The 17,764-nt window shown below is 31.5% G+C and carries 15 protein-coding genes; 1 reads left to right on the forward strand and 14 read right to left on the reverse strand.

Features of this window, described 5'->3' with window-relative positions; translation table 11 throughout:
• Positions 1 to 166 precede the first annotated feature (166 nt).
• From AC2GW8_RS13920 to AC2GW8_RS13985, 14 genes are all read right to left on the reverse strand, one after another.
• A complete protein-coding gene (locus tag AC2GW8_RS13920) occupies positions 167 to 1,216 on the reverse strand; it encodes a hypothetical protein (RefSeq protein ID WP_440880478.1) in 1,050 nt (349 codons plus the stop codon).
• A gap of 9 nt (positions 1,217 to 1,225) precedes the next feature.
• Positions 1,226 to 1,627, reverse strand: coding sequence for a glycine-rich domain-containing protein (locus AC2GW8_RS13925; RefSeq protein ID WP_489749569.1), 402 nt, complete (start codon positions 1,625 to 1,627; stop codon positions 1,226 to 1,228).
• 3 nt (positions 1,628 to 1,630) lie between these two features.
• Entirely contained in the window at positions 1,631 to 2,638 is a 1,008-nt protein-coding gene (locus AC2GW8_RS13930; protein WP_440880480.1) for a potassium channel family protein, read from the reverse strand.
• Positions 2,628 to 2,930 (reverse strand): S-adenosylmethionine decarboxylase family protein, encoded by a 303-nt coding sequence (locus tag AC2GW8_RS13935; RefSeq protein WP_440880481.1) that lies wholly within the window; start codon positions 2,928 to 2,930, stop codon positions 2,628 to 2,630. The genes AC2GW8_RS13930 and AC2GW8_RS13935 overlap by 11 nt, the downstream gene beginning before the upstream one ends.
• Positions 2,931 to 2,939: 9 nt before the next feature.
• On the reverse strand, positions 2,940 to 4,502 hold the full coding sequence (locus tag AC2GW8_RS13940) for a polyamine aminopropyltransferase (protein WP_440880482.1): 1,563 nt from the start codon (positions 4,500 to 4,502) through the stop codon (positions 2,940 to 2,942).
• Complete coding sequence (locus tag AC2GW8_RS13945; RefSeq protein ID WP_440880483.1) at positions 4,490 to 5,368, reverse strand: DUF350 domain-containing protein; 879 nt, start codon at positions 5,366 to 5,368, stop codon at positions 4,490 to 4,492. Before AC2GW8_RS13945 ends, AC2GW8_RS13940 begins: the two co-directional genes overlap by 13 nt.
• 19 nt (positions 5,369 to 5,387) lie before the next feature.
• The gene (locus tag AC2GW8_RS13950) at positions 5,388 to 6,221 is read right to left on the reverse strand and encodes a hypothetical protein (protein WP_440880484.1); all 834 of its coding nucleotides are present in this window, start codon (positions 6,219 to 6,221) and stop codon (positions 5,388 to 5,390) included.
• A gap of 12 nt (positions 6,222 to 6,233) precedes the next feature.
• Positions 6,234 to 6,785 carry a DUF4178 domain-containing protein gene (locus AC2GW8_RS13955; protein WP_440880485.1) on the reverse strand — a complete coding sequence of 184 codons (552 nt, stop codon included), beginning with the start codon at positions 6,783 to 6,785 and terminating at the stop codon, positions 6,234 to 6,236.
• A gap of 49 nt (positions 6,786 to 6,834) precedes the next feature.
• The gene (locus AC2GW8_RS13960) at positions 6,835 to 11,691 is read right to left on the reverse strand and encodes a DNA repair ATPase (RefSeq protein WP_440880486.1); all 4,857 of its coding nucleotides are present in this window, start codon (positions 11,689 to 11,691) and stop codon (positions 6,835 to 6,837) included.
• Between the two features lie 118 nt (positions 11,692 to 11,809).
• On the reverse strand, positions 11,810 to 12,634 hold the full coding sequence (locus tag AC2GW8_RS13965) for a GNAT family N-acetyltransferase (RefSeq protein ID WP_440880487.1): 825 nt from the start codon (positions 12,632 to 12,634) through the stop codon (positions 11,810 to 11,812).
• Between the two features lie 101 nt (positions 12,635 to 12,735).
• Positions 12,736 to 14,832 (reverse strand): flotillin family protein, encoded by a 2,097-nt coding sequence (locus AC2GW8_RS13970; RefSeq protein ID WP_440880488.1) that lies wholly within the window; start codon positions 14,830 to 14,832, stop codon positions 12,736 to 12,738.
• Positions 14,833 to 14,858: 26 nt separating this feature from the next.
• Positions 14,859 to 15,485 carry a hypothetical protein gene (locus AC2GW8_RS13975; RefSeq protein ID WP_440880489.1) on the reverse strand — a complete coding sequence of 209 codons (627 nt, stop codon included), beginning with the start codon at positions 15,483 to 15,485 and terminating at the stop codon, positions 14,859 to 14,861.
• Positions 15,486 to 15,577: 92 nt separating this feature from the next.
• Entirely contained in the window at positions 15,578 to 16,294 is a 717-nt protein-coding gene (locus tag AC2GW8_RS13980; protein ID WP_440880490.1) for a PspA/IM30 family protein, read from the reverse strand.
• Between the two features lie 10 nt (positions 16,295 to 16,304).
• Positions 16,305 to 16,700, reverse strand: coding sequence for a type III secretion system chaperone family protein (locus tag AC2GW8_RS13985; protein ID WP_440880491.1), 396 nt, complete (start codon positions 16,698 to 16,700; stop codon positions 16,305 to 16,307).
• A 211-nt stretch (positions 16,701 to 16,911) separates the two neighbouring features.
• Between AC2GW8_RS13985 and AC2GW8_RS13990 the strand changes: the two genes are divergently transcribed.
• Positions 16,912 to 17,670: a helix-turn-helix domain-containing protein gene (locus tag AC2GW8_RS13990; protein WP_440880492.1), complete on the forward strand. Its 759-nt coding sequence runs from the start codon at positions 16,912 to 16,914 to the stop codon at positions 17,668 to 17,670.
• Positions 17,671 to 17,764: the final 94 nt, after the last annotated feature.

Genomic DNA, 17,764 nt, shown 5'->3' on the forward strand with positions numbered 1-17,764 from the left:
AAAACTCATAAAGTTTAAACTTTATGAGTTTTTTTAAATATTGTAAAAGTTAGCGAGAGCTATATGTGAATTCTAAAATAGAATCATAATATTGTTTGCAGTTTTTGTTCTGGAATGGCAAGCAAAAAAGAATGTTATACTACAATAATTTTAGGTTCTAAAAATACTAGTCACCACCACAAGAAGAACAACTTGAACAAGAACTACAGCTTGAATCAAAAAAACTAGAATCGGAGTCACTTCCCCATGAATCAAAATCAAACCAACTACTAGAACTATCTGCTTCAGGTTCATTAATTACCATCGGGTCATTTTCAAAGGTTGATGAAACTGTCTCTAGGTCGGTTTCGGGATCAAAAATATTATCTTGAGCATTCAATTCATTAGCGTACCCTAAATCTTCTCCGTCCTCGTTTTCATAATAAGATTCTTTGATGAGAATAGGTGAACTATCATGCATAATATCAGACCAAATTAAACTGTAGAATAAGTAGTCGTCAAAGCCATGATAACCACCATAAACGCCACCTCTTTGTGTGTTATGAGGGATCTCTTTTTTATCTTGAATTTTACGTTTCGGTAATATGAGTTTATTTTTTATGAAAGATTTAATATCATCGGTTTCAATTTCTTTTTTTAGCTTAAGTTTAATTCTATTCAAAAAGTAATCGAAGGCTTTTACTTTGGTATCTCTAAATTCGTCAAACACTTTCTGACTGCTTACCGCGTTGTTTATCTTATTTTTGAGGTTTCCATGTGAAAACTCTTTAAATAACCCAGATACTTTAATAACTATTGGATAAACTCCAACTTCATGATCTCTGTTTATTTCAACCTCGATGAGGTATTTGAAATCATTGTCTTCATGCTCTAAAACTAGTTTTAGTTGCTGAAAATGGATTGACATTGCTTCATTTATCTCAATTTCATACGTGTCTAAAGCTTCCTTTAAATCATCTTTCTTTCCATCTCTATCATGATAAAAATCAATATCATCATGAGCAATTTTAATGATATTAGTAATATTCAATCCTCGGAAAGTCGCGTTAAATTGCTGAAGTATGGCTACAGCTGTAAAAGTTTCTCTTTCTTGTTTGTCAGAGATTGTACCGAGAGTTAAATGATGGAAAAACTTTTTGAAAGCTTTGGAGGGCTTTACTTTTTTTATTTCAGTTAACTGAGATGGGTCGATTGTAAGAATTCCTTCTAAATACATAGTTGATTTTTAGTTATGACAGGCGCCGCAATCACTTGCAGCCCATATGTTAGTGGCATGCGATCCCCAGATGATTTCTGAAGGCTTACCATAATGTTTTATATAAAGTTCTATTGTTTTTTCGTAAATGGTATGATCACTGCCTTCACTTGGTATATGGTGAATAAATCGTCCAAAATGCGTTTTACAAAACTCGTGATAATGCCTAGTGAATAATATGAATTCATGCCATGCGAGATCAACTATTAATGATGGTGATAATTTTTCATTTGTTAGGTGAATAAGATTAAGAAATCTAAGCATTTCAAGAATCAAAATTTCCCCATTAATATCATGTTTGATAGCTATTTTTTCAATTTTTTTCTTGAGTAATGGAATATAAATTACAATATCATTTAATTGTTTTTTCATAGACTAAGTTAAATATTGTTTGTTTTCCCCATTTGCAATATAAACTAAAATATCGCCTTTAATTAGTTTGAAATTATTTTCTGGATTTTTTATGAGTTCACCATTTCTGCTGATAGCGACTAAAGTGATACCTAAATCTTTTTTAAGTTTAATAAATGTATCAATAAAGTTTGTGTTTACATGTTCACTGCTTTCTGATAATTGAGTTTCACAAATATCTAAATTGCTTTTTTCTGCTGAAGTTGAAATTAAATCTTCCGTTAGCAAAGCTACATTAGGTTCAAAAATATAGCTAGCAATGAATTTTGAAACAATTTCTTTTTTAGGAATTATAAATTGCACTCCCAGATAGTTGAAAGAAGACTTAAGTTCTACATTTTCAATCGCAACAACACAATTAATGTTTTCGAATCGCTTTTTTAAACTGATGGTGTAGACTAAAGTATCTGTGTCACTTTCAAAGCTGATGTATACTCTTCTTGAATCTATTATGTTTACTTTTTCGATAGCCTCATAGTCTTTCAGATTTGTTTGTAGAACAAAGCATTGATTATCTGTATAGAGTTGTCTGATTTCTTTTAAATCAGTTTCTCTATCAATCACAATGGCCAAGGGTTCATTCGCTTTAACGATTTGTTCAGCTACGCGTTTTGAAAAAGAATTCCAGCCAATAATTATACAGTGATTTTTCATTTTAGTTCCAAAAAATCCCATTTCTCTTTTTTTTAAATATTCTGATATTTTTACACTTAATTCCGTAATTAGGTACCCTAAGAACCCAAGACTTCCTATAACAAATAAAATTCCTATCAATCTTCCCCAAAATGTTATCGGATAAAAATCTCCATACCCAACGGTTGTTAGGGTAACTAATGAGTACCAGTAGGAGTCTGCCAAATTTCGAATATTCGTATTTTCGAAGTTCGATTCAAAATAATATAAACCATATACCAATAAATTATAAATACTTACGATTATAATTAGTGGTATGAATTTATGCTTACTTTTCATTTGCCATTAATTTTTGGAATTGATTTCGTTTTTCTTCATTGCAACTACTTAGCTCTAAATAAGTCTTGTTACTTTCAGGGAACGTATGAATAGCTAAATGACTTTCTCCTAACAACCAAAAACAGGTGTAGCCTTCCTTATCGAAATAATGTTCACTAAAATTAAGGATAGTGAAATTGCATTGAATAAGCAAAGCTTCGAATTTTTCTTTTAAATATTCAGGATTCGTAGGGATAATCCATTCTTGAAGATTAAATATTTTAGCTTCTATTTTTTTATATTCAGTATTCATTCGCTTTTTTTAGTATAAATCCCAGTTGCCATCGAGGTAATATTGATACAATACAGGGCTCTGAATTTTATTAATTTCTACTTCATTGACATTGGCATTGAAAAAATCATTCTTTCCAAATGATGTTAATAAAAGCATAGCTTCTTTGTGTATCCATTTTGTTTTTATTGACGAAAAATTTAAACTATGTAGTTTTTCTTTAAACTTTTCTTGAGATATCGTTTTATCTTTTGTTCCAATGATCCATCCCCATTCTCCCATGGATAAAATTTGATTGTGCATAGGAACAGTGATGAAGCCTGCTGATTGCAATGTTAGGTTAATACATTGAAAAGCTTTGCTTGCATAATATGGACTCCCAGACTGCGTAACGATAAGTCCATTTGGTCTTAATTTACGATAGCATAACGAATAAAATTCGTGTGAATACAGTCTTCCCAGTTCCACGCTTCTTGGGTCAGGTAAATCGATAATGATGATATCATAGAAAGATTGATTGTCCTGCTCTAAATGAACATACGCATCTTTGTTATAGATCGTCAACTTATCACTACTCATCGAACCTTCATTAATATTGATTAGGACTGAATGATTCTTACCTAGATCTGTCATGTTAGGATCCAAATCAACCATATCAATTTTATCAACTGAAGGATATTTCAATATTTCTCTAACAGCACATCCGTCACCACCTCCGAGTATCAAAACTTTTTGTGGATGTGGATGCGTTTGCATAATAGGATGAACCAATGGTTCATGGTACATTTTTTCATCGATAGAGCAGAATTGTAAATTTCCATTTAAATAAAGCCAATGCTCATTTTTCCATTCCGTGAGTACAATTTTTTGGTATTTACTCTGATTGGCATAGATAACCTTGTCTTTGTATTTTTTTTGTTCTCCCCATGTAATGATTGAATCAGTAAAACTTATTCCTGCTACTAATATGATACATACAACGGTCATCATCGTTAACATAGTTTTTAATTGGTTTTTAACCATTTTACCTTTGAATCGGTAAAATACCATGCAAGCAACAAAAAAGTTAATAAGTCCTAGGAGAAATGGAGTATAAGTAAGTCCAAGAATAGGAAGGCCTATAAAAGCAAAAAATACACCTCCTAGCAAACTTCCGTAATAATCTTTTTCAAGAATCGAGGAGATATTTGTTTTTAAATCTTCGTACTCCTCGTTGATTCGAACTACTAATGGAATTTCTAACCCAATTAACAAGCCAACGAGCATGCTCAAAAAATAAATAACAATGTCGTAATAAGAAGAAACAGCCGCTAAGGTATATACGAGGACCGAAGAAAATGCCACAATAAGAGATAACGAGAGTTCTAAAAGTAAAAAGTTTCGAATCAGGTTAGTTTTAAAAAGCTTACTAAGACGACTTCCTAATCCCATACAGAAAAGCATCAATGAAACAATCATTGTCCATTGAAAAACAGAGTTTCCTATGAAATAAGTAGCTAGTGTAGATAAAACATATTCGGCTACAATTCCGGCAAAACCAGTAGCGAATATCGCTAGTTTGAGAATAAATGAATTACGTTTTATATACTCCATGTAATTAAAATAGCTGACCCAACATAGGCAAATGCTTCAATTAAACCAGCCCCTATGTTTGGCTTTTCCTGATTTATAATTTCATCGGTTAAGTTGCGTTCAGGGATTAGAACTTTATCTGTGATAAATCGCATAATAGGCAGTAAAATGATGCCTAAAACGGTTTGTAAAAGTACATCAATTATAGTAGTTGTCCAATCAATAAAAGGATCGATTAAAGCATTCATAATAACAATTCCAATGGCTAAAATGGCCCCACTAAAACTAACACCAACGGCTACATTATCAGCTTCAATTTCTTTGTGAACATCAAAACGAATCCATACTGTATAAATTTTTGAAGCTGCAATTAGCATAATATTCCCAATAAACCAATAAGTAATAAAGGTGATAATCCCTTCTTGTAAACTTGTTGATTCTCCGATAAGAGCACCATGAAGTAACAGAGCGTTTGAAACATAGATACTTGCTTCAATAACACCTGTTCCGTTGTTTTTATCTAAAAGAATTTCTTTTTTAATATCAAAGTTGGGTAAAATAAGTCGATTGCTTATTCGAGTAGAAATTTGTAACAATACAATTCCTAATATACCGTAAAGACCTATATGAGCAAGATCAGTATAAAAGCCTAAACTTTCACCTAAAATTGTACCGCCAACAACAATAACTAATGCTACGAAATAACCAACATAAGAAAGGATAAAAGCGAAGTTGTCTTTATGAACTAGCTCCGCTGTAATGTCTGTTTTGGCATTTGACAATTTAAACACGATCTTACCAATATAAAAAATAGTTAACGAGACTAGCATATAACCTAGCGAATGACCAAAACCAGTAAGATCAATATATTCATTCAAATTTTCCATTTGTTTTTTTATTTAGTTGTTATTTACCGAAACCACCGCTTCGCGATCGAAAAGAAGAACTTCTATATCTCGATTGACTTCTGCTAGTTTTACTATAGCTCTTTCTTGAGGTGTATCCTCTTGATTTTAATTCGGAAGAACTTCTAGAAACTTTTGATTGAACTTTACTTTTGAAAGATTGCGGTTTATTAGCCCAAGAGGTGTTTCTATTGCTATTAGATCTTGTTCCATATTCATTTGTTTTACCGTAGTATGGTTTCTTATTTCGATAGTTACGATTGTAATCATTCCAATCAGTTCTTGGATAGCCATATCTGTATCCATAACCATAGGAAGGGCCAAAGAATAAATCAGAAAAAAGTCGATAACGACCATAAAAAGCCCAAAAAGAGCCTCCGTTACTATCTGTTTTCCATTCTCCATATTTGGAATTTCCAACATAGTTATTGACTCCTGCTGGGGATGAGTTTTTATCTAACTGACCGTTTTTTTTACTCAAAACTGTCATACCTAAATCGTTTTGATATTCTTCAAAAATGATTGGTGATACTTCTTGCCAGTCAGTATTGATGATTTTTATATCTGTTGGACTAGAAATGGTGTCGTTTAATTGTTCTCGAGTTAATGTGGGTTGGGATTCCTCAATTAGAATACGGTATTTATGAAAATATTTATCCATATCTTCCTTATAGTCCATATCAGATAAAATAACACTATAATTACTCTTATCAATATATTGAGTAATGATATGGTCTAGAGGAGATTTGATAAACTTTGGTTTTTGCTCTGTACTACATGAATATGTAACAATACTGGTGGCGATTAATAATATTAAGTATTTATAAAAAAGCATCGTTAATTTCTTTTATTTTGAGTAAGGAAGAATGTTGCTAATTTCAAAGTTTTTGATTTTTTTTCCATAACTAACCTCAAAATCATTATCGTCCCATTGTTCTATTGTTAAACATTTTTCTTCATCTTCATCTAAATAGCTGAAGGAAATAAGTTCTTCCCAATCAGAAGCTTCTACATTTCTGTAATAACCTGGAGATTCTTCCGATAAATAGTAGATTACATTTTCGTGTGTAATCTGTTTTGGAGGCTTTCCGTGGTTTTCAATATGAGTAATGACCTCCGGGGCTAGCTTTCGATATTTTAATTCTTTTGACATAGTAATTGTAAGATCATCATCTTCTTCGATATGCAAAAATAGTTTTTCTCGCTGAGATTCAATAGTAAACTCACGTGTAAAATAATTATTTCCCCAATCGTATTCGGACATTTTTATAATGCTCCAGGTTTTTAAATCGTAATCAAGTAAATACCCCTTTTCAAGATCCGTTATTTTTATATTGGTAGGATCGTAATGTGTTTCTTCTTTATCCTTGTTATTTTTAAATAGATCAAAAAATCCCATGTTTTTAATAGTTTAAATGTAAAATAAATTTTTTTAATAATTTAACATATTATTTCTTTAGTCCCTTTTCTAAAACTGATTTGATACCCTCTAAACTCTCAGTAAAAGCCATCATTTGATTTAATATTTGTGCCATCTCGTTATTATTACCTAAACCTTTAAGTTTATTGTTTTTGGCGAAAATATCCTTTATAATAGACCAACGTTCTATTTCTTCTTCGGATAAATTATCAATCAATTCTTTATATTTTAAAAGGTTTGCTTCTGCTGAAGAAGTTAGTGTTTGAGATTCACTTTCGTAATGCGATAATAATAATCGCTGTAATTCTTCTTGATTCATAATAGGAACAATTTTAGCAACAAGCTTATTCATGTCACGATAAGAACCTTGGAGTTTAAAAGAAGGTTCTGTTCTATAATCGTCTTCCATTGCTGCGGATTGAATATATGCCTGATTCACCTTTAAAATGGTATCACGAATCGTAATTACTTTTTCAAGAATAGCTGTATAATCTTGCACTTCTTGATTGGTATGGTTTCCTTTTAGATTAACATCTTTGGTATTGTTTTCAACCTTATCAATTAAAGTATACACATCTTCAAAATATTTACTACTTAATTGATGTAATACAGGATTAGAAGTTAAAGAGTTTTCTATTAAACTAAGTTTGAATAGCTGTGCTGTATCGCCAATAATATCTCCCAAATTATAAATATCAGCTCTGTTGGCTAACATGTCTGGAATTTGAAATTTATCACCACTTTCGGTATATGGATTTCCGGCCATGATTACACAGAATTTCTTTCCACGTAAGTCGTAAGTTTTAGGCTTGTTATTATAGACACCTTCTATTTTTCTGGTTCCATCAGAAAGTGAAATGAACTTTTGCAAAAACTCAGGGTTACAATGTTGAATATCATCAAGGTATAACATCACATTATCTCCCATTTCAAAAGCTAAATTCAATTTTTTAAGTTCTTCTCTTGAAGCGGAGTTACTAGCAGCCATTGGATCCACCGAAGTAACTTCATGTCCAATAGCAGGTCCATTGATTTTCATAAATACCAACCCTAATCTATTAGAAATATATTCCATTAAGGTTGTTTTACCATATCCTGGAGGAGAAATTAGTAAAAGCATTCCCATCCTATCAGTACGCTTGTTGTCTCCAACGGTACCAAGTTGTTTTGATAAGTTGTCTCCAATTAAAGGGAAGTATACCTGATCAATCAGTTTGTTTCTTACAAATGAAGACAATACTCTTGGTTTAAACTCTTCCAGTTTCAACTCTTCTTTCAGGTCTTCTGTTACTTGGTGTTTCGCTTCTTTGTATTGAATAAAGTTAGGAACCTCTACTTGAGTAAAGTGTTCAAGGTCTTTTATGAATTGATGATAATTGAACTCCCATTTTCCTTCATTAATAGTAGCGTGATTTCCTTTTAAATCTTCAATGATGGTAACCGGATGTACGTTAATGGTGTCTGCCGCTGAGAGGTCTTCAAATAATAGTAACGCCACGGTTTCATGGATATATTCATCCGTTTCAATTCCTGTTTCTAAAACGAAAGAACTTACCCATTGTATTGCTAATTGAATACTTTCGATATGGCTTTCTTGCTTTTGAATCCCCGTTTTAAATTTATGTAATGCGTTTTGCTTGTCTAATGTCTTAAGGAAGTTTTCCTTAAGATTCAAAGCAATATTACTCGTGTGAAAAATAGTATCACTTTGAAGTTCCTTAAACAAATACAAAGCGATTCTTTCAGAATATTCTGTAGCGAATAATTGAGATTTTTCAGCAAATGAATTTAAAGAGCTTGTCAGGTCATCAATGATATAATTATGTGTTACACTTTTCGGAAATACTTTTAATACTTCTCCTGAAGCTTTGATGTTCGTATTGTATGAATTTTGATCAGCTTCGGAAAGATGTTTCCAAAAATAGCGAGCAAAAGCTCTAACATCTGGTGTAAAAGTAAGTAGTCCAAGTTCATGGTGTTTGTGCATCAGTGTATACAATATCTTGGATGCATCTATATCGTGAACTCCTTTTACATAACCTTCAGCATACAAATTACTACTTTCCTTTTGAACAAGTTGTAAAACTTCTTCTTTAGTAAGGTTAATGAGTGCTGATTCGCTAAAATTTTTAAATAATTTGTAGGCTAAGTATGCTGATCTGTAAATAGTATCATTTTCTGACACTAATTCTTGATTCCAGTATTTTTTAGAGGTAAGTAATATATCATTCGTTATTTCTTCGTAAAAATCTGTACCAGTTAAGTGATAACACAATTGTTCGTTTTTATAAACAATGGTTAAATCTAAAACTTGTTTATTTACTCCAAATTTATGGCTACCTAATTTAATGATGTTTTCACCGTCTTCATATAACTCCTTTTTATCTTTGAGCTTACGCAAGGTGTCTTCTTTAGCAACTTTTAATTTTGTCTCAACAGTTTCTGCTTTTCCAATATCATCAAGTTCTTTTAATTGTTTTACAATATCACGCACCTTGTTGATTATGAGATCGGCGGCGAAATAACCATTGATATCTTCAATAGAATCAAAAGAAGTGGCTTTCTTGGTAATTCCTTTTAAAATACGTTCAGCAGCAGTTTGTAATGCGATCGTTTTTTTATTCCGCTTTTCAATAAGGCTATTCTTACGATTGTCAAATGCGGTGTGAACTTCTTCACGCTTTTCAATAATCTGAGTGGTGAATTCATCGTAATCAGCAAATTTGCCTTCTAATTCTTCTAGCTGAATCGTGATTTTCGTTAAAAATTCATCACATTTTTCAGGAGTATTCGCAATATCAATATAATTGATAATACTTTGATCAATTAATTTAAGTTGGGCATTAAAGTCAGCTATCGCTTCTTTACTTCCTAAGCTTTTAATGCTGTTTTTTATACCTGATTTTAACTGATTAAGTGTGGCAAATATTAAAGAAATATTGTCAATGATTTTTGTAGATTGAGAAGTATCTTCGATTTCTAGGTTCGATACAATATCGATAAGCATTTCTAAATCAGTAGTAATTTGATTGACCTCTTTTTCTAAGGCTTTTGCTCCTACCACTTTTTTAATGGTTGGTAAAGCTTCTTGCTTTTCAATAACCCGCACATGGTATGGTTGAAGTGCTTTGTCATCAAGAAGAAATTGAACACATCGTTTCGAGATTACGTTGTTTTGTTCTGTAACTTGTTCTTCTAGTTCCTTAAGCAGATTTATATTGATATAGCGAATGTCATGAAGACTTATCACTTCACCACGCAATGAGCGTAATTGACTTAAGAGCACAACGAAATCGTCAATAGATTTAAACGAGGTGCTTTTAATTTTACCAAACAGTTTATCAGATTTTTTGTTGATCTCGTTGGTTTCTTTTTCCGCTTGTTTTTTTAACTGGACAACTTTCTCGAATTCTTCGATGGCAGCATTGGCCGACTTATTGATCTCGGAAACTGGTTTGTTAAGCTCAAAAGTTTCTTTTTCGTGTAACCAATAATAGGTGTCGTTAATGTCTTTAGAAGTTTTGGCAATATCAGAATATAGACCAGTATAGTTATCTTCTTTGTTTAATAAAGTAATCAATTCGTGACATTCAGCCATGGCACGTACAATGTCTTTATTACCAATTTTATATAGTAAGCTATCTTCATGTTGTGAAGGCATATAATCGCCTTTTAAATAGGGGGTTTGCCATATTTGAACAACATGATGTTTAGTTTGCTCATTTTCTGTTTTAAAATAACAGAGTTCTCCATTTTCTAAAATGGTAAAACCATTACAAATTATAGGTGTTTTAACACTTTGCTCAATGATATTATATGACATAAGGATATATAACCCTCTTATGGTTGCATAAAAAACGTATAAAAAGTCTTCACCATTTGGTGAAATAATCTTTTCTTGGAATTTAACCTCTTTAATATCACTCTCGAATATCTTGTGCTCTCCAGTTTGAAGATAATATCCATTTGGAAAAATAATTCCTTGATCATCGGGAAGCTGAACAGCAGTATCCTTAATGCTATCTATCTTCTGAACTTCCTGAAGTTTATGGTTGTATACAAAGTGTCTTGGAGGTTCTTGAAATGGCTTAATTTCAAGGGCTATTAAATTTCCTAAATCGCCAAAGCGAAACTGACCATCATCTAAGGTTTGATCGATATGTTCAACAGGCTCTGAAAGTATTCCTTTTCCATCATTTGTATTGTTTTCAACTTTGATGGTTAAATCACCTCCAATAGTTTCAACAAATATTTTATCGAGAATTGATACATGTGAATGAGTACCGTAACGATGCATATCACGAGTTACTTCTTGCCACTTAAATTCGTGCTGAGTTGGGAATTTGTATTCATGCTCACTACGGTTATCAATATATCGTAGTGAATTATCATTGATTAACCATTTGAAAGCTTTAATATCACTTTTATTTTCACTTAATTGGAAAATCATATACAAATAGTTTCCAATAACAGCGAATTTTGAGAAAATAGTATTTCGGTAATATTTATATAAATTGGTAAAGTCATCAAGGAAAAGAGGATCATTTAATAACTCTAATGATTGTACATGGAATTGTCGGTCTTTAAACTCATAGATGCTAAAAACATCTGATAGTTTGATATCTGTTCTCAATCCAAAATGAACGTTATAACCGAAAATAGATATATTCCCTAATGAAATAATATCTCTAGCAATACAGTTATTTTCTGTATTGATTCTGTTATTTGCAATTAGTTTAGTTTCTATGGTGCCAAATACATGTTTTCTGGCATCATTTAAGTTATGAAGTCGTTCTTGTAGATGTTGCTTTTGTTTTTGTAATCTACTTTGAATGATTTCATACGTTCCACCATCTAGTTGTTGTTCGGTATGTTGGTTTTCCATAGGTGATTATAGGTGTTAAAACTTCTGTTTTTCGAAGTTTTTTATCTTATTCTTTAATTAATTATTGGTTACAACTACTATCTTCTTTAATTTCAAAGGCGCTCGTCATAGGTAGTTGTTATATTTTTAATTCCATCTCAAACTGATCAACAGTATTGGTTAATTTTACTTTGTTCAAAATGGAGTTTTTTTCATTCAATGTTTTATCAACATTATTGATCTTTATTTTTTCTGAAACTTGTTTAATTCCAGAAAATAGTCTGTCCCAGTTACCATTTTTAGTATTAAACACATCAAACTGGGCGATATAGTTGAGGTCTTTATTAATGATAAAATACGATTCAACTTTTCCATCTACGATAACTTCAAAATAGTTATAGTTACTATTTTTTATAGATTCTTTCTGATTGTCCCATGAATAGGTATCCTGATTTGGTAAGGCGTTCCATTCAATTGTATCTAAAGAAATTTCTTTCAAAAGAATAGCATGTTCTGATGTGTTGTTTTGAATATCCCCTTGATAGCAATGGTATTCTTTGCAAATGTTAAATCCGATTTTTTTATATAGTTGAATAGCAATTTTATTCTTGGTAATAACCTCAAGTGTTGTTTCTTTTATACCATATTTTTTTAAATCAGAAAGAGCATGATCGTATATCGTCCGTATGATACTTTTTCCTCTGTATTTAGGTATTACTCCTGTGCCAGTATTAAATGCTGTTAATTTCCCATTTCTGGTATCAATGGCATGTATAATAAAACCTACTAGCTTTTCGTTATGAAACATCCCATAGGATAAATTGAAATCTACTTTTGTAACTTTCCATCTGTTAATATAGTAGTCTCTTTCTGTAGACATTTTAACAAAGTAATTGTCAAAAGCCAGCAGAAGCGATTCTATTATTTCATCAATAGCTGTATTTCCTAGGTTTCTTACGTCCATTTTCAAATTGAACACTATTAGTGGTAGAAAATTAAAGTAGGGGAGTGTCAAAATAAAACAAAAGAAGTCGTTACAACTTCTTTTGTTTATGCTTTATATTATTATAATTTCTTATCAGATAAACCTAAGCCTTTAGCTAAATTGAAGAGGTTACTAAATAAATTTTCCTCATCAGCAGTAGAAGCTTTAGATTTTAAGTCTACTAATAAATTAGCAATGCTTAAGTTCTTTATGTCTTCAGAAGAGATGCCGTATTTAGTAGCAAAGTCTTTTACTTTTTCAAGTAAGTTTCCTTTTACATCGTCACTACCTAAAATAGCATCTTTTACATCCTGAATATTTGAACTGTGTTGAACAAGTCTATCAACACCCTTTGCTTTCGTAATTTGTCCAATGATTTGCTCGAAGAACATCGTTTCACCTCCAACAATATCAATATTTGCAGCTTTTAATGCGTCACCAATAACTTGCGCTTGAGCGTCAGCAATATCTTTTTGAATATTAATATGCGCTAAATCTACTTTTAATTCTTTTTCTAAACGCAGTTTAAACTCTTCGTGCTCTTTACCAACACCATCAAGTTTCTTCATTGCTTCGGCTTTTTCCTCAATACCGGCAGCCTCTGCCAATGCTATTTCTTTATCACCAGTAGCTTTTGCAAGTGCTTTTTCTTTGATAACTTCGGCCTCTGCAATACCTTCCTCTTTCAATGCTGTTGCTTTTGCTAAAATACCCTCAGCTTCGGCTTTTGCTTTCTTTTCAATAATGGTAGCCTCAACAAATCCTTCCCTTTCATAAGCATCAGCTTTGGCATGCATTACTTGCGCTTCAGATAACCCTACAGTAGCTTCTTCTTTCGCTTGTGCTTCCGCTAATGTTTTTCTAGCTTCTGCTTCTTTTTCACTTGCTTCTTTTTGAGCTTGTGCTTCGATATTAATTTCTTCTGCCTTCTGTTTGGCAGCTTCTTTTTGAGCTTCTGCTTGCTTCACAGTTTTAATTAATGCTTCTTGAGCTTGAGCTTCAGCAATGGTTATTTTAACTTGCTTGTCACGATCCGCTGTTTTAAAAGCCTCAATGTCTTTCATATTCTCTTTTTCCTCAACAACACCTTTTTCCAGCATTACACGATCGCGAATAACATCTTGGATATTCTTGTTTTCAATTTCAACTACTTTTTCCTTTTCAATTTGAGCAAGTGTTACAATTCTTTCACGTTCGGTAGCTTCTAGCGCTCTATCTTTTTCAACACGTTCCGCTTCAACAGCTTCCGTACGTTGTTTGTTTTTTTCTGCAACAATAATTTGACGTTGCATATTTTCTTCAGCAACTTGAACTTTTTCTTCGGTAGAAATTCTTGCCGACTCTGATTTTAAACGTTCTTCTTCTGCAACTTTTAATATTTCAGCTTCTTCACGAGCTTTGATGTTCGCTATTTCTCTTTTTTGTTGTTCCTCTTTTTCTGCTAATTGTTTGTCTAATTCTAAAATAGCTTCGCGAGCTTCAACATCCTGCTTACGAATAACTTTTTCTTCGTCACGCTTAATTAAGTTCGCTTTAATGTTTTGATCGGCAGTTAACTCGGTAATTTTTTTAATACCTTCAGCATCTAAAATGTTATCTGGTTTTAAGAATTTTACTGGAGTTTGCTCTAAATAATCGATGGCACAGTCATCAAGGACATATCCATTTAAGTCAACTGAGATAATATCTTTAATTTCATCTCTAAATTCTCTTCGAGCTTCATATAATTCAATGAATTGGAATTTTTTTCCTACAGTTTTAAGTGCTTCAGACAACTTTGCTTCAAATAGATCTTTTAAAGTTTCAATATGAGATGCTCTTTCACAACCAATCGTTTCAGCTACCTTTTTGATATCCTTAACATCCTCATTGATTCTTATAAAAAAAGCAACTTTAATATCGGCTCTAACGTTATCTTTACATACTAAGCCATCAGATCCTAATCTTTCTATTTCAATTTTTTTTACAGAAATATCCATTGTTTCTACTCTGTGGAAAACAGGTACAACGTAAAGTCCTTTATCCGTTGCAATTCTGGCTCCCTTAAATCCAGTTCTAACAAGAGCTTTCCCTTGTGGTACTTTTTTGTAGAACATCGCAACAATGGCGAAGTATATAATTAATAGAAATAGTAGCAAGCCTATTCCTATACCAAGAATTTGATAAATAATATCCATAGTAATTGTATTAGTTAATTTGATAATTAGTTGTCGTATTTCTGAGCGTAATAAAATGTTTTATCATCGCTTTGTTTAATTATAAGAATTGTGTCTTGATAATTAATAATTTCGTTATTAAGAGATTTTATATTTATGGTAAGGTTCTTATTTTCAGTTTTAACCTCTGCTGTTCCTAGTTTATTTTCTCTTAAAGTTGATAATGAGATTCCAGTAAGGCCAATGAAGTCAATGGGGTGGTCTCCGTTTTGATTTAAATTCTTAAAAAAGTTTTTAAAAGGAGTAGTAAAAATTTTTGTTAATATTAATGAAGGGATAATTCCGCCAAGCATCAGAATAAAGCCAAGATTACTATTTATGCTATAGGTAATTGTTGTACTTAGTATCGTCATTATCCACCAGATAAAAATCCAAGAGGTAAATGTGAACATGAAAGGTAATCCAACAAAGTTGAAGTATATCAAAAGAACTTGCCACCATTTTAAAGGTTTTCTCTTCTTCTGAATAATATCTTCTTTATTGATTTCTGTATTTGAAATGTCGTGGAAATCAATATTAACACCCTCAATTCCTGTATCGATATCGACGTCAGTGTCTATGTCAACATCGACGTCAATATCTACATCAAGATCGAAGTCAATACCAGATATCATTGTTACAAGCCAATAAACAATAAGGATTATAACTAGAATTGTTAGAGTTATATTGACATTAGAAAACAGTATATCGGTTAGTGAGTTCAAATTTACCCTTCGTTTTTATCGTTAAGCCCTAATTGCTTTTTCAGCTTAGCTAAATCGTCTTCGGCGTTATTATTTGTCTCAACTACGGCATCATTCAATTCGTCGTCAATCGTTTTTGTTGAATTCGCTAAGTCGCCATAAGCATCTGCTAACGCTTCTTCTTGAGCGACTTTGTCTTTCATTTGTTCAAGCATTGATACAGTACTACTACTATCTAATTCAGCCATTTGTTGGTTTAAATTTTTAGTAGCTTTCGAAACTTTTACGCGTGCTTTAAGAGTTTTGAGTTCATTTTCCCATTTTTGTATGTTATTTTTAATCTCTTGTACACTTTTTTCGAGTTTTGTAACTGAAGCATCTAGCTTATCAGATTCTAATTTCGTTCTATTTACTTCTTGAATGTTTTCCTCTTTTTTTACAAGAGCTTGTTTTGCCAGTCTATCAGCTTCACTAGCTTCTATTTCACCTTTTTTGGCTTTTTGAAGAATTAACATTGCTTTTTGTTGATAATCTTCAGCTTTTAGTTTGTAATTTTCGAGTTCGTTTCTTGAACGTATTGCTAAGGCTTTAATTTGTGCTAAAGATTCAATGCTTTTTTCTAAATCATCTTTTAGGTCTCGGATTCCTTGTTCTGTCATTTTGATAGGATCTTCCATCTTGTTGATCGCTGAATGTGCTTCTGCTTGTCCTATTCTAAATAGTCTTTTGAATATATTCATTATCTATTTTTTAATATTTTGAAAATGTAATAATTTGTTCGGAGTACTCGCTTAATAATAGGCTTAAAGAATTCAAACTTCCTTCAAGTTCATTTAGATCTAAGTTCTCTAGTTGTAATGTATCTCTAAATATTACTCGTTCACCTGTATCATCAAGAACAAAAGCACCATGAACAATATCTCTGTTTTTTATAAGTAAATTTTTGAAAATATCTTCGTTAGGTTCATTTACTTTAAAAATAAATTGTTCAATAATTATTATTGGATATGCTATGCCAATAATTAGGTTTTTAATTCCAGAGTTTTCTTTGTTAATAACTAAAATTCCGTTCTCAATATCTTCTTTATAGATATTGAAATTTAACTTTTGTAAAAAGTTTTTTGTTTTTGTAAAATGGTTGTCCATCTAGCAATTGAATTAGTTTGTTTATAGTTTCTTTTAGCGATGTAATATTACAAAAAAGTTCTTAATAATACGCTGAAAATGTAGAGTGTTATAATACTCATGCTTTTAAAATTGTTAAGTTGCTATTTTTTTTAGTTTTTCATATATTAGCTAATATTATTAGTGTAAAGATACATTTTATTTTTAAAATTGCAAATTATATTAGCATTTTATGTCTTTTTTTGGAAAAAATATTAAAAAAATAAGGAAAGTTAAGGGATTGAATCAGCACGCTTTTGCAGAGTTATTTGGTTTGAAGAGAGCTACTTTAGGTGCTTACGAGGAGGGAAGAAGTGAGCCTAAAATTGATACAGTTATTAAAGTTGCTAATTATTTTAGTATTTTAATTGATGATTTGCTAAGGTCCGAATTGACAGTAAATCAATTATTACAATTCAAAGAGGATTTAACTCTTGAAATTGAAAAGTTAGAAAAAGAAAGTATATTGAATATACCTATTGTCACTGGTAAAAATCAAACAGACTATCTAAAATATTGTGATAAGCCAAAGTTTGTTAAAGATTTACCTGTAATTTGTTTGCCTGTCGAGTCTAATTCAGATTTGAGGGCTTTTACAGTGCATAATCTAGAGATGACTTCAGGGGAGACTGGAATTTACCCTGGCGATATTGTCATTGCAGAAAAATACCCAATCGACCTTGTCCATCTTATCAAAAAAACTGATTTAGTAGTAGCGATTGTTGAAGATGAACTTGTACTCAGGTATGCCGAAAAAAAAGATGATTTATTGATTTTAGAAGCGGCTCACAAAAATATAAGTGCTAAAAATATTCTTATCCAAAATATAAAAGAATTATGGTTGGTTAAGCATGTTTTTTTAATGAACCTTCCTAAGCTTAAAGATACTTTTGAAGAGAAGTTGATCTTTTTAGAAAAAGAGCTAGCTAAACTAAATTCCAGTAAAAAATAGTTTTTTCACGAGATGTAAAATTATAGATAGCTTTTTTATTGTTTCTTCAGCTTGTTTTATCAATTTTTTTTGAAGTTAATTGTTGAAATTATAT

It is taken from the genome of Tenacibaculum profundi (genome assembly GCF_057162725.1).

What these genes read in the sequence shown, in the direction of transcription:
- AC2GW8_RS13920 (WP_440880478.1), bottom strand. Translation starts at nt 1,216, where the DNA reads ATGTATTTAGAAGGAATTCTTACAATCGACCCATCTCAGTTAACTGAA.
- AC2GW8_RS13925 (WP_489749569.1), bottom strand. Translation starts at nt 1,627, where the DNA reads ATGAAAAAACAATTAAATGATATTGTAATTTATATTCCATTACTCAAG.
- AC2GW8_RS13930 (WP_440880480.1), bottom strand. Translation starts at nt 2,638, where the DNA reads ATGAAAAGTAAGCATAAATTCATACCACTAATTATAATCGTAAGTATT.
- AC2GW8_RS13935 (WP_440880481.1), bottom strand. Translation starts at nt 2,930, where the DNA reads ATGAATACTGAATATAAAAAAATAGAAGCTAAAATATTTAATCTTCAA.
- AC2GW8_RS13940 (WP_440880482.1), bottom strand. Translation starts at nt 4,502, where the DNA reads ATGGAGTATATAAAACGTAATTCATTTATTCTCAAACTAGCGATATTC.
- AC2GW8_RS13945 (WP_440880483.1), bottom strand. Translation starts at nt 5,368, where the DNA reads ATGGAAAATTTGAATGAATATATTGATCTTACTGGTTTTGGTCATTCG.
- AC2GW8_RS13950 (WP_440880484.1), bottom strand. Translation starts at nt 6,221, where the DNA reads ATGCTTTTTTATAAATACTTAATATTATTAATCGCCACCAGTATTGTT.
- AC2GW8_RS13955 (WP_440880485.1), bottom strand. Translation starts at nt 6,785, where the DNA reads ATGGGATTTTTTGATCTATTTAAAAATAACAAGGATAAAGAAGAAACA.
- AC2GW8_RS13960 (WP_440880486.1), bottom strand. Translation starts at nt 11,691, where the DNA reads ATGGAAAACCAACATACCGAACAACAACTAGATGGTGGAACGTATGAA.
- AC2GW8_RS13965 (WP_440880487.1), bottom strand. Translation starts at nt 12,634, where the DNA reads ATGGACGTAAGAAACCTAGGAAATACAGCTATTGATGAAATAATAGAA.
- AC2GW8_RS13970 (WP_440880488.1), bottom strand. Translation starts at nt 14,832, where the DNA reads ATGGATATTATTTATCAAATTCTTGGTATAGGAATAGGCTTGCTACTA.
- AC2GW8_RS13975 (WP_440880489.1), bottom strand. Translation starts at nt 15,485, where the DNA reads ATGATATCTGGTATTGACTTCGATCTTGATGTAGATATTGACGTCGAT.
- AC2GW8_RS13980 (WP_440880490.1), bottom strand. Translation starts at nt 16,294, where the DNA reads ATGAATATATTCAAAAGACTATTTAGAATAGGACAAGCAGAAGCACAT.
- AC2GW8_RS13985 (WP_440880491.1), bottom strand. Translation starts at nt 16,700, where the DNA reads ATGGACAACCATTTTACAAAAACAAAAAACTTTTTACAAAAGTTAAAT.
- AC2GW8_RS13990 (WP_440880492.1), top strand. Translation starts at nt 16,912, where the DNA reads ATGTCTTTTTTTGGAAAAAATATTAAAAAAATAAGGAAAGTTAAGGGA.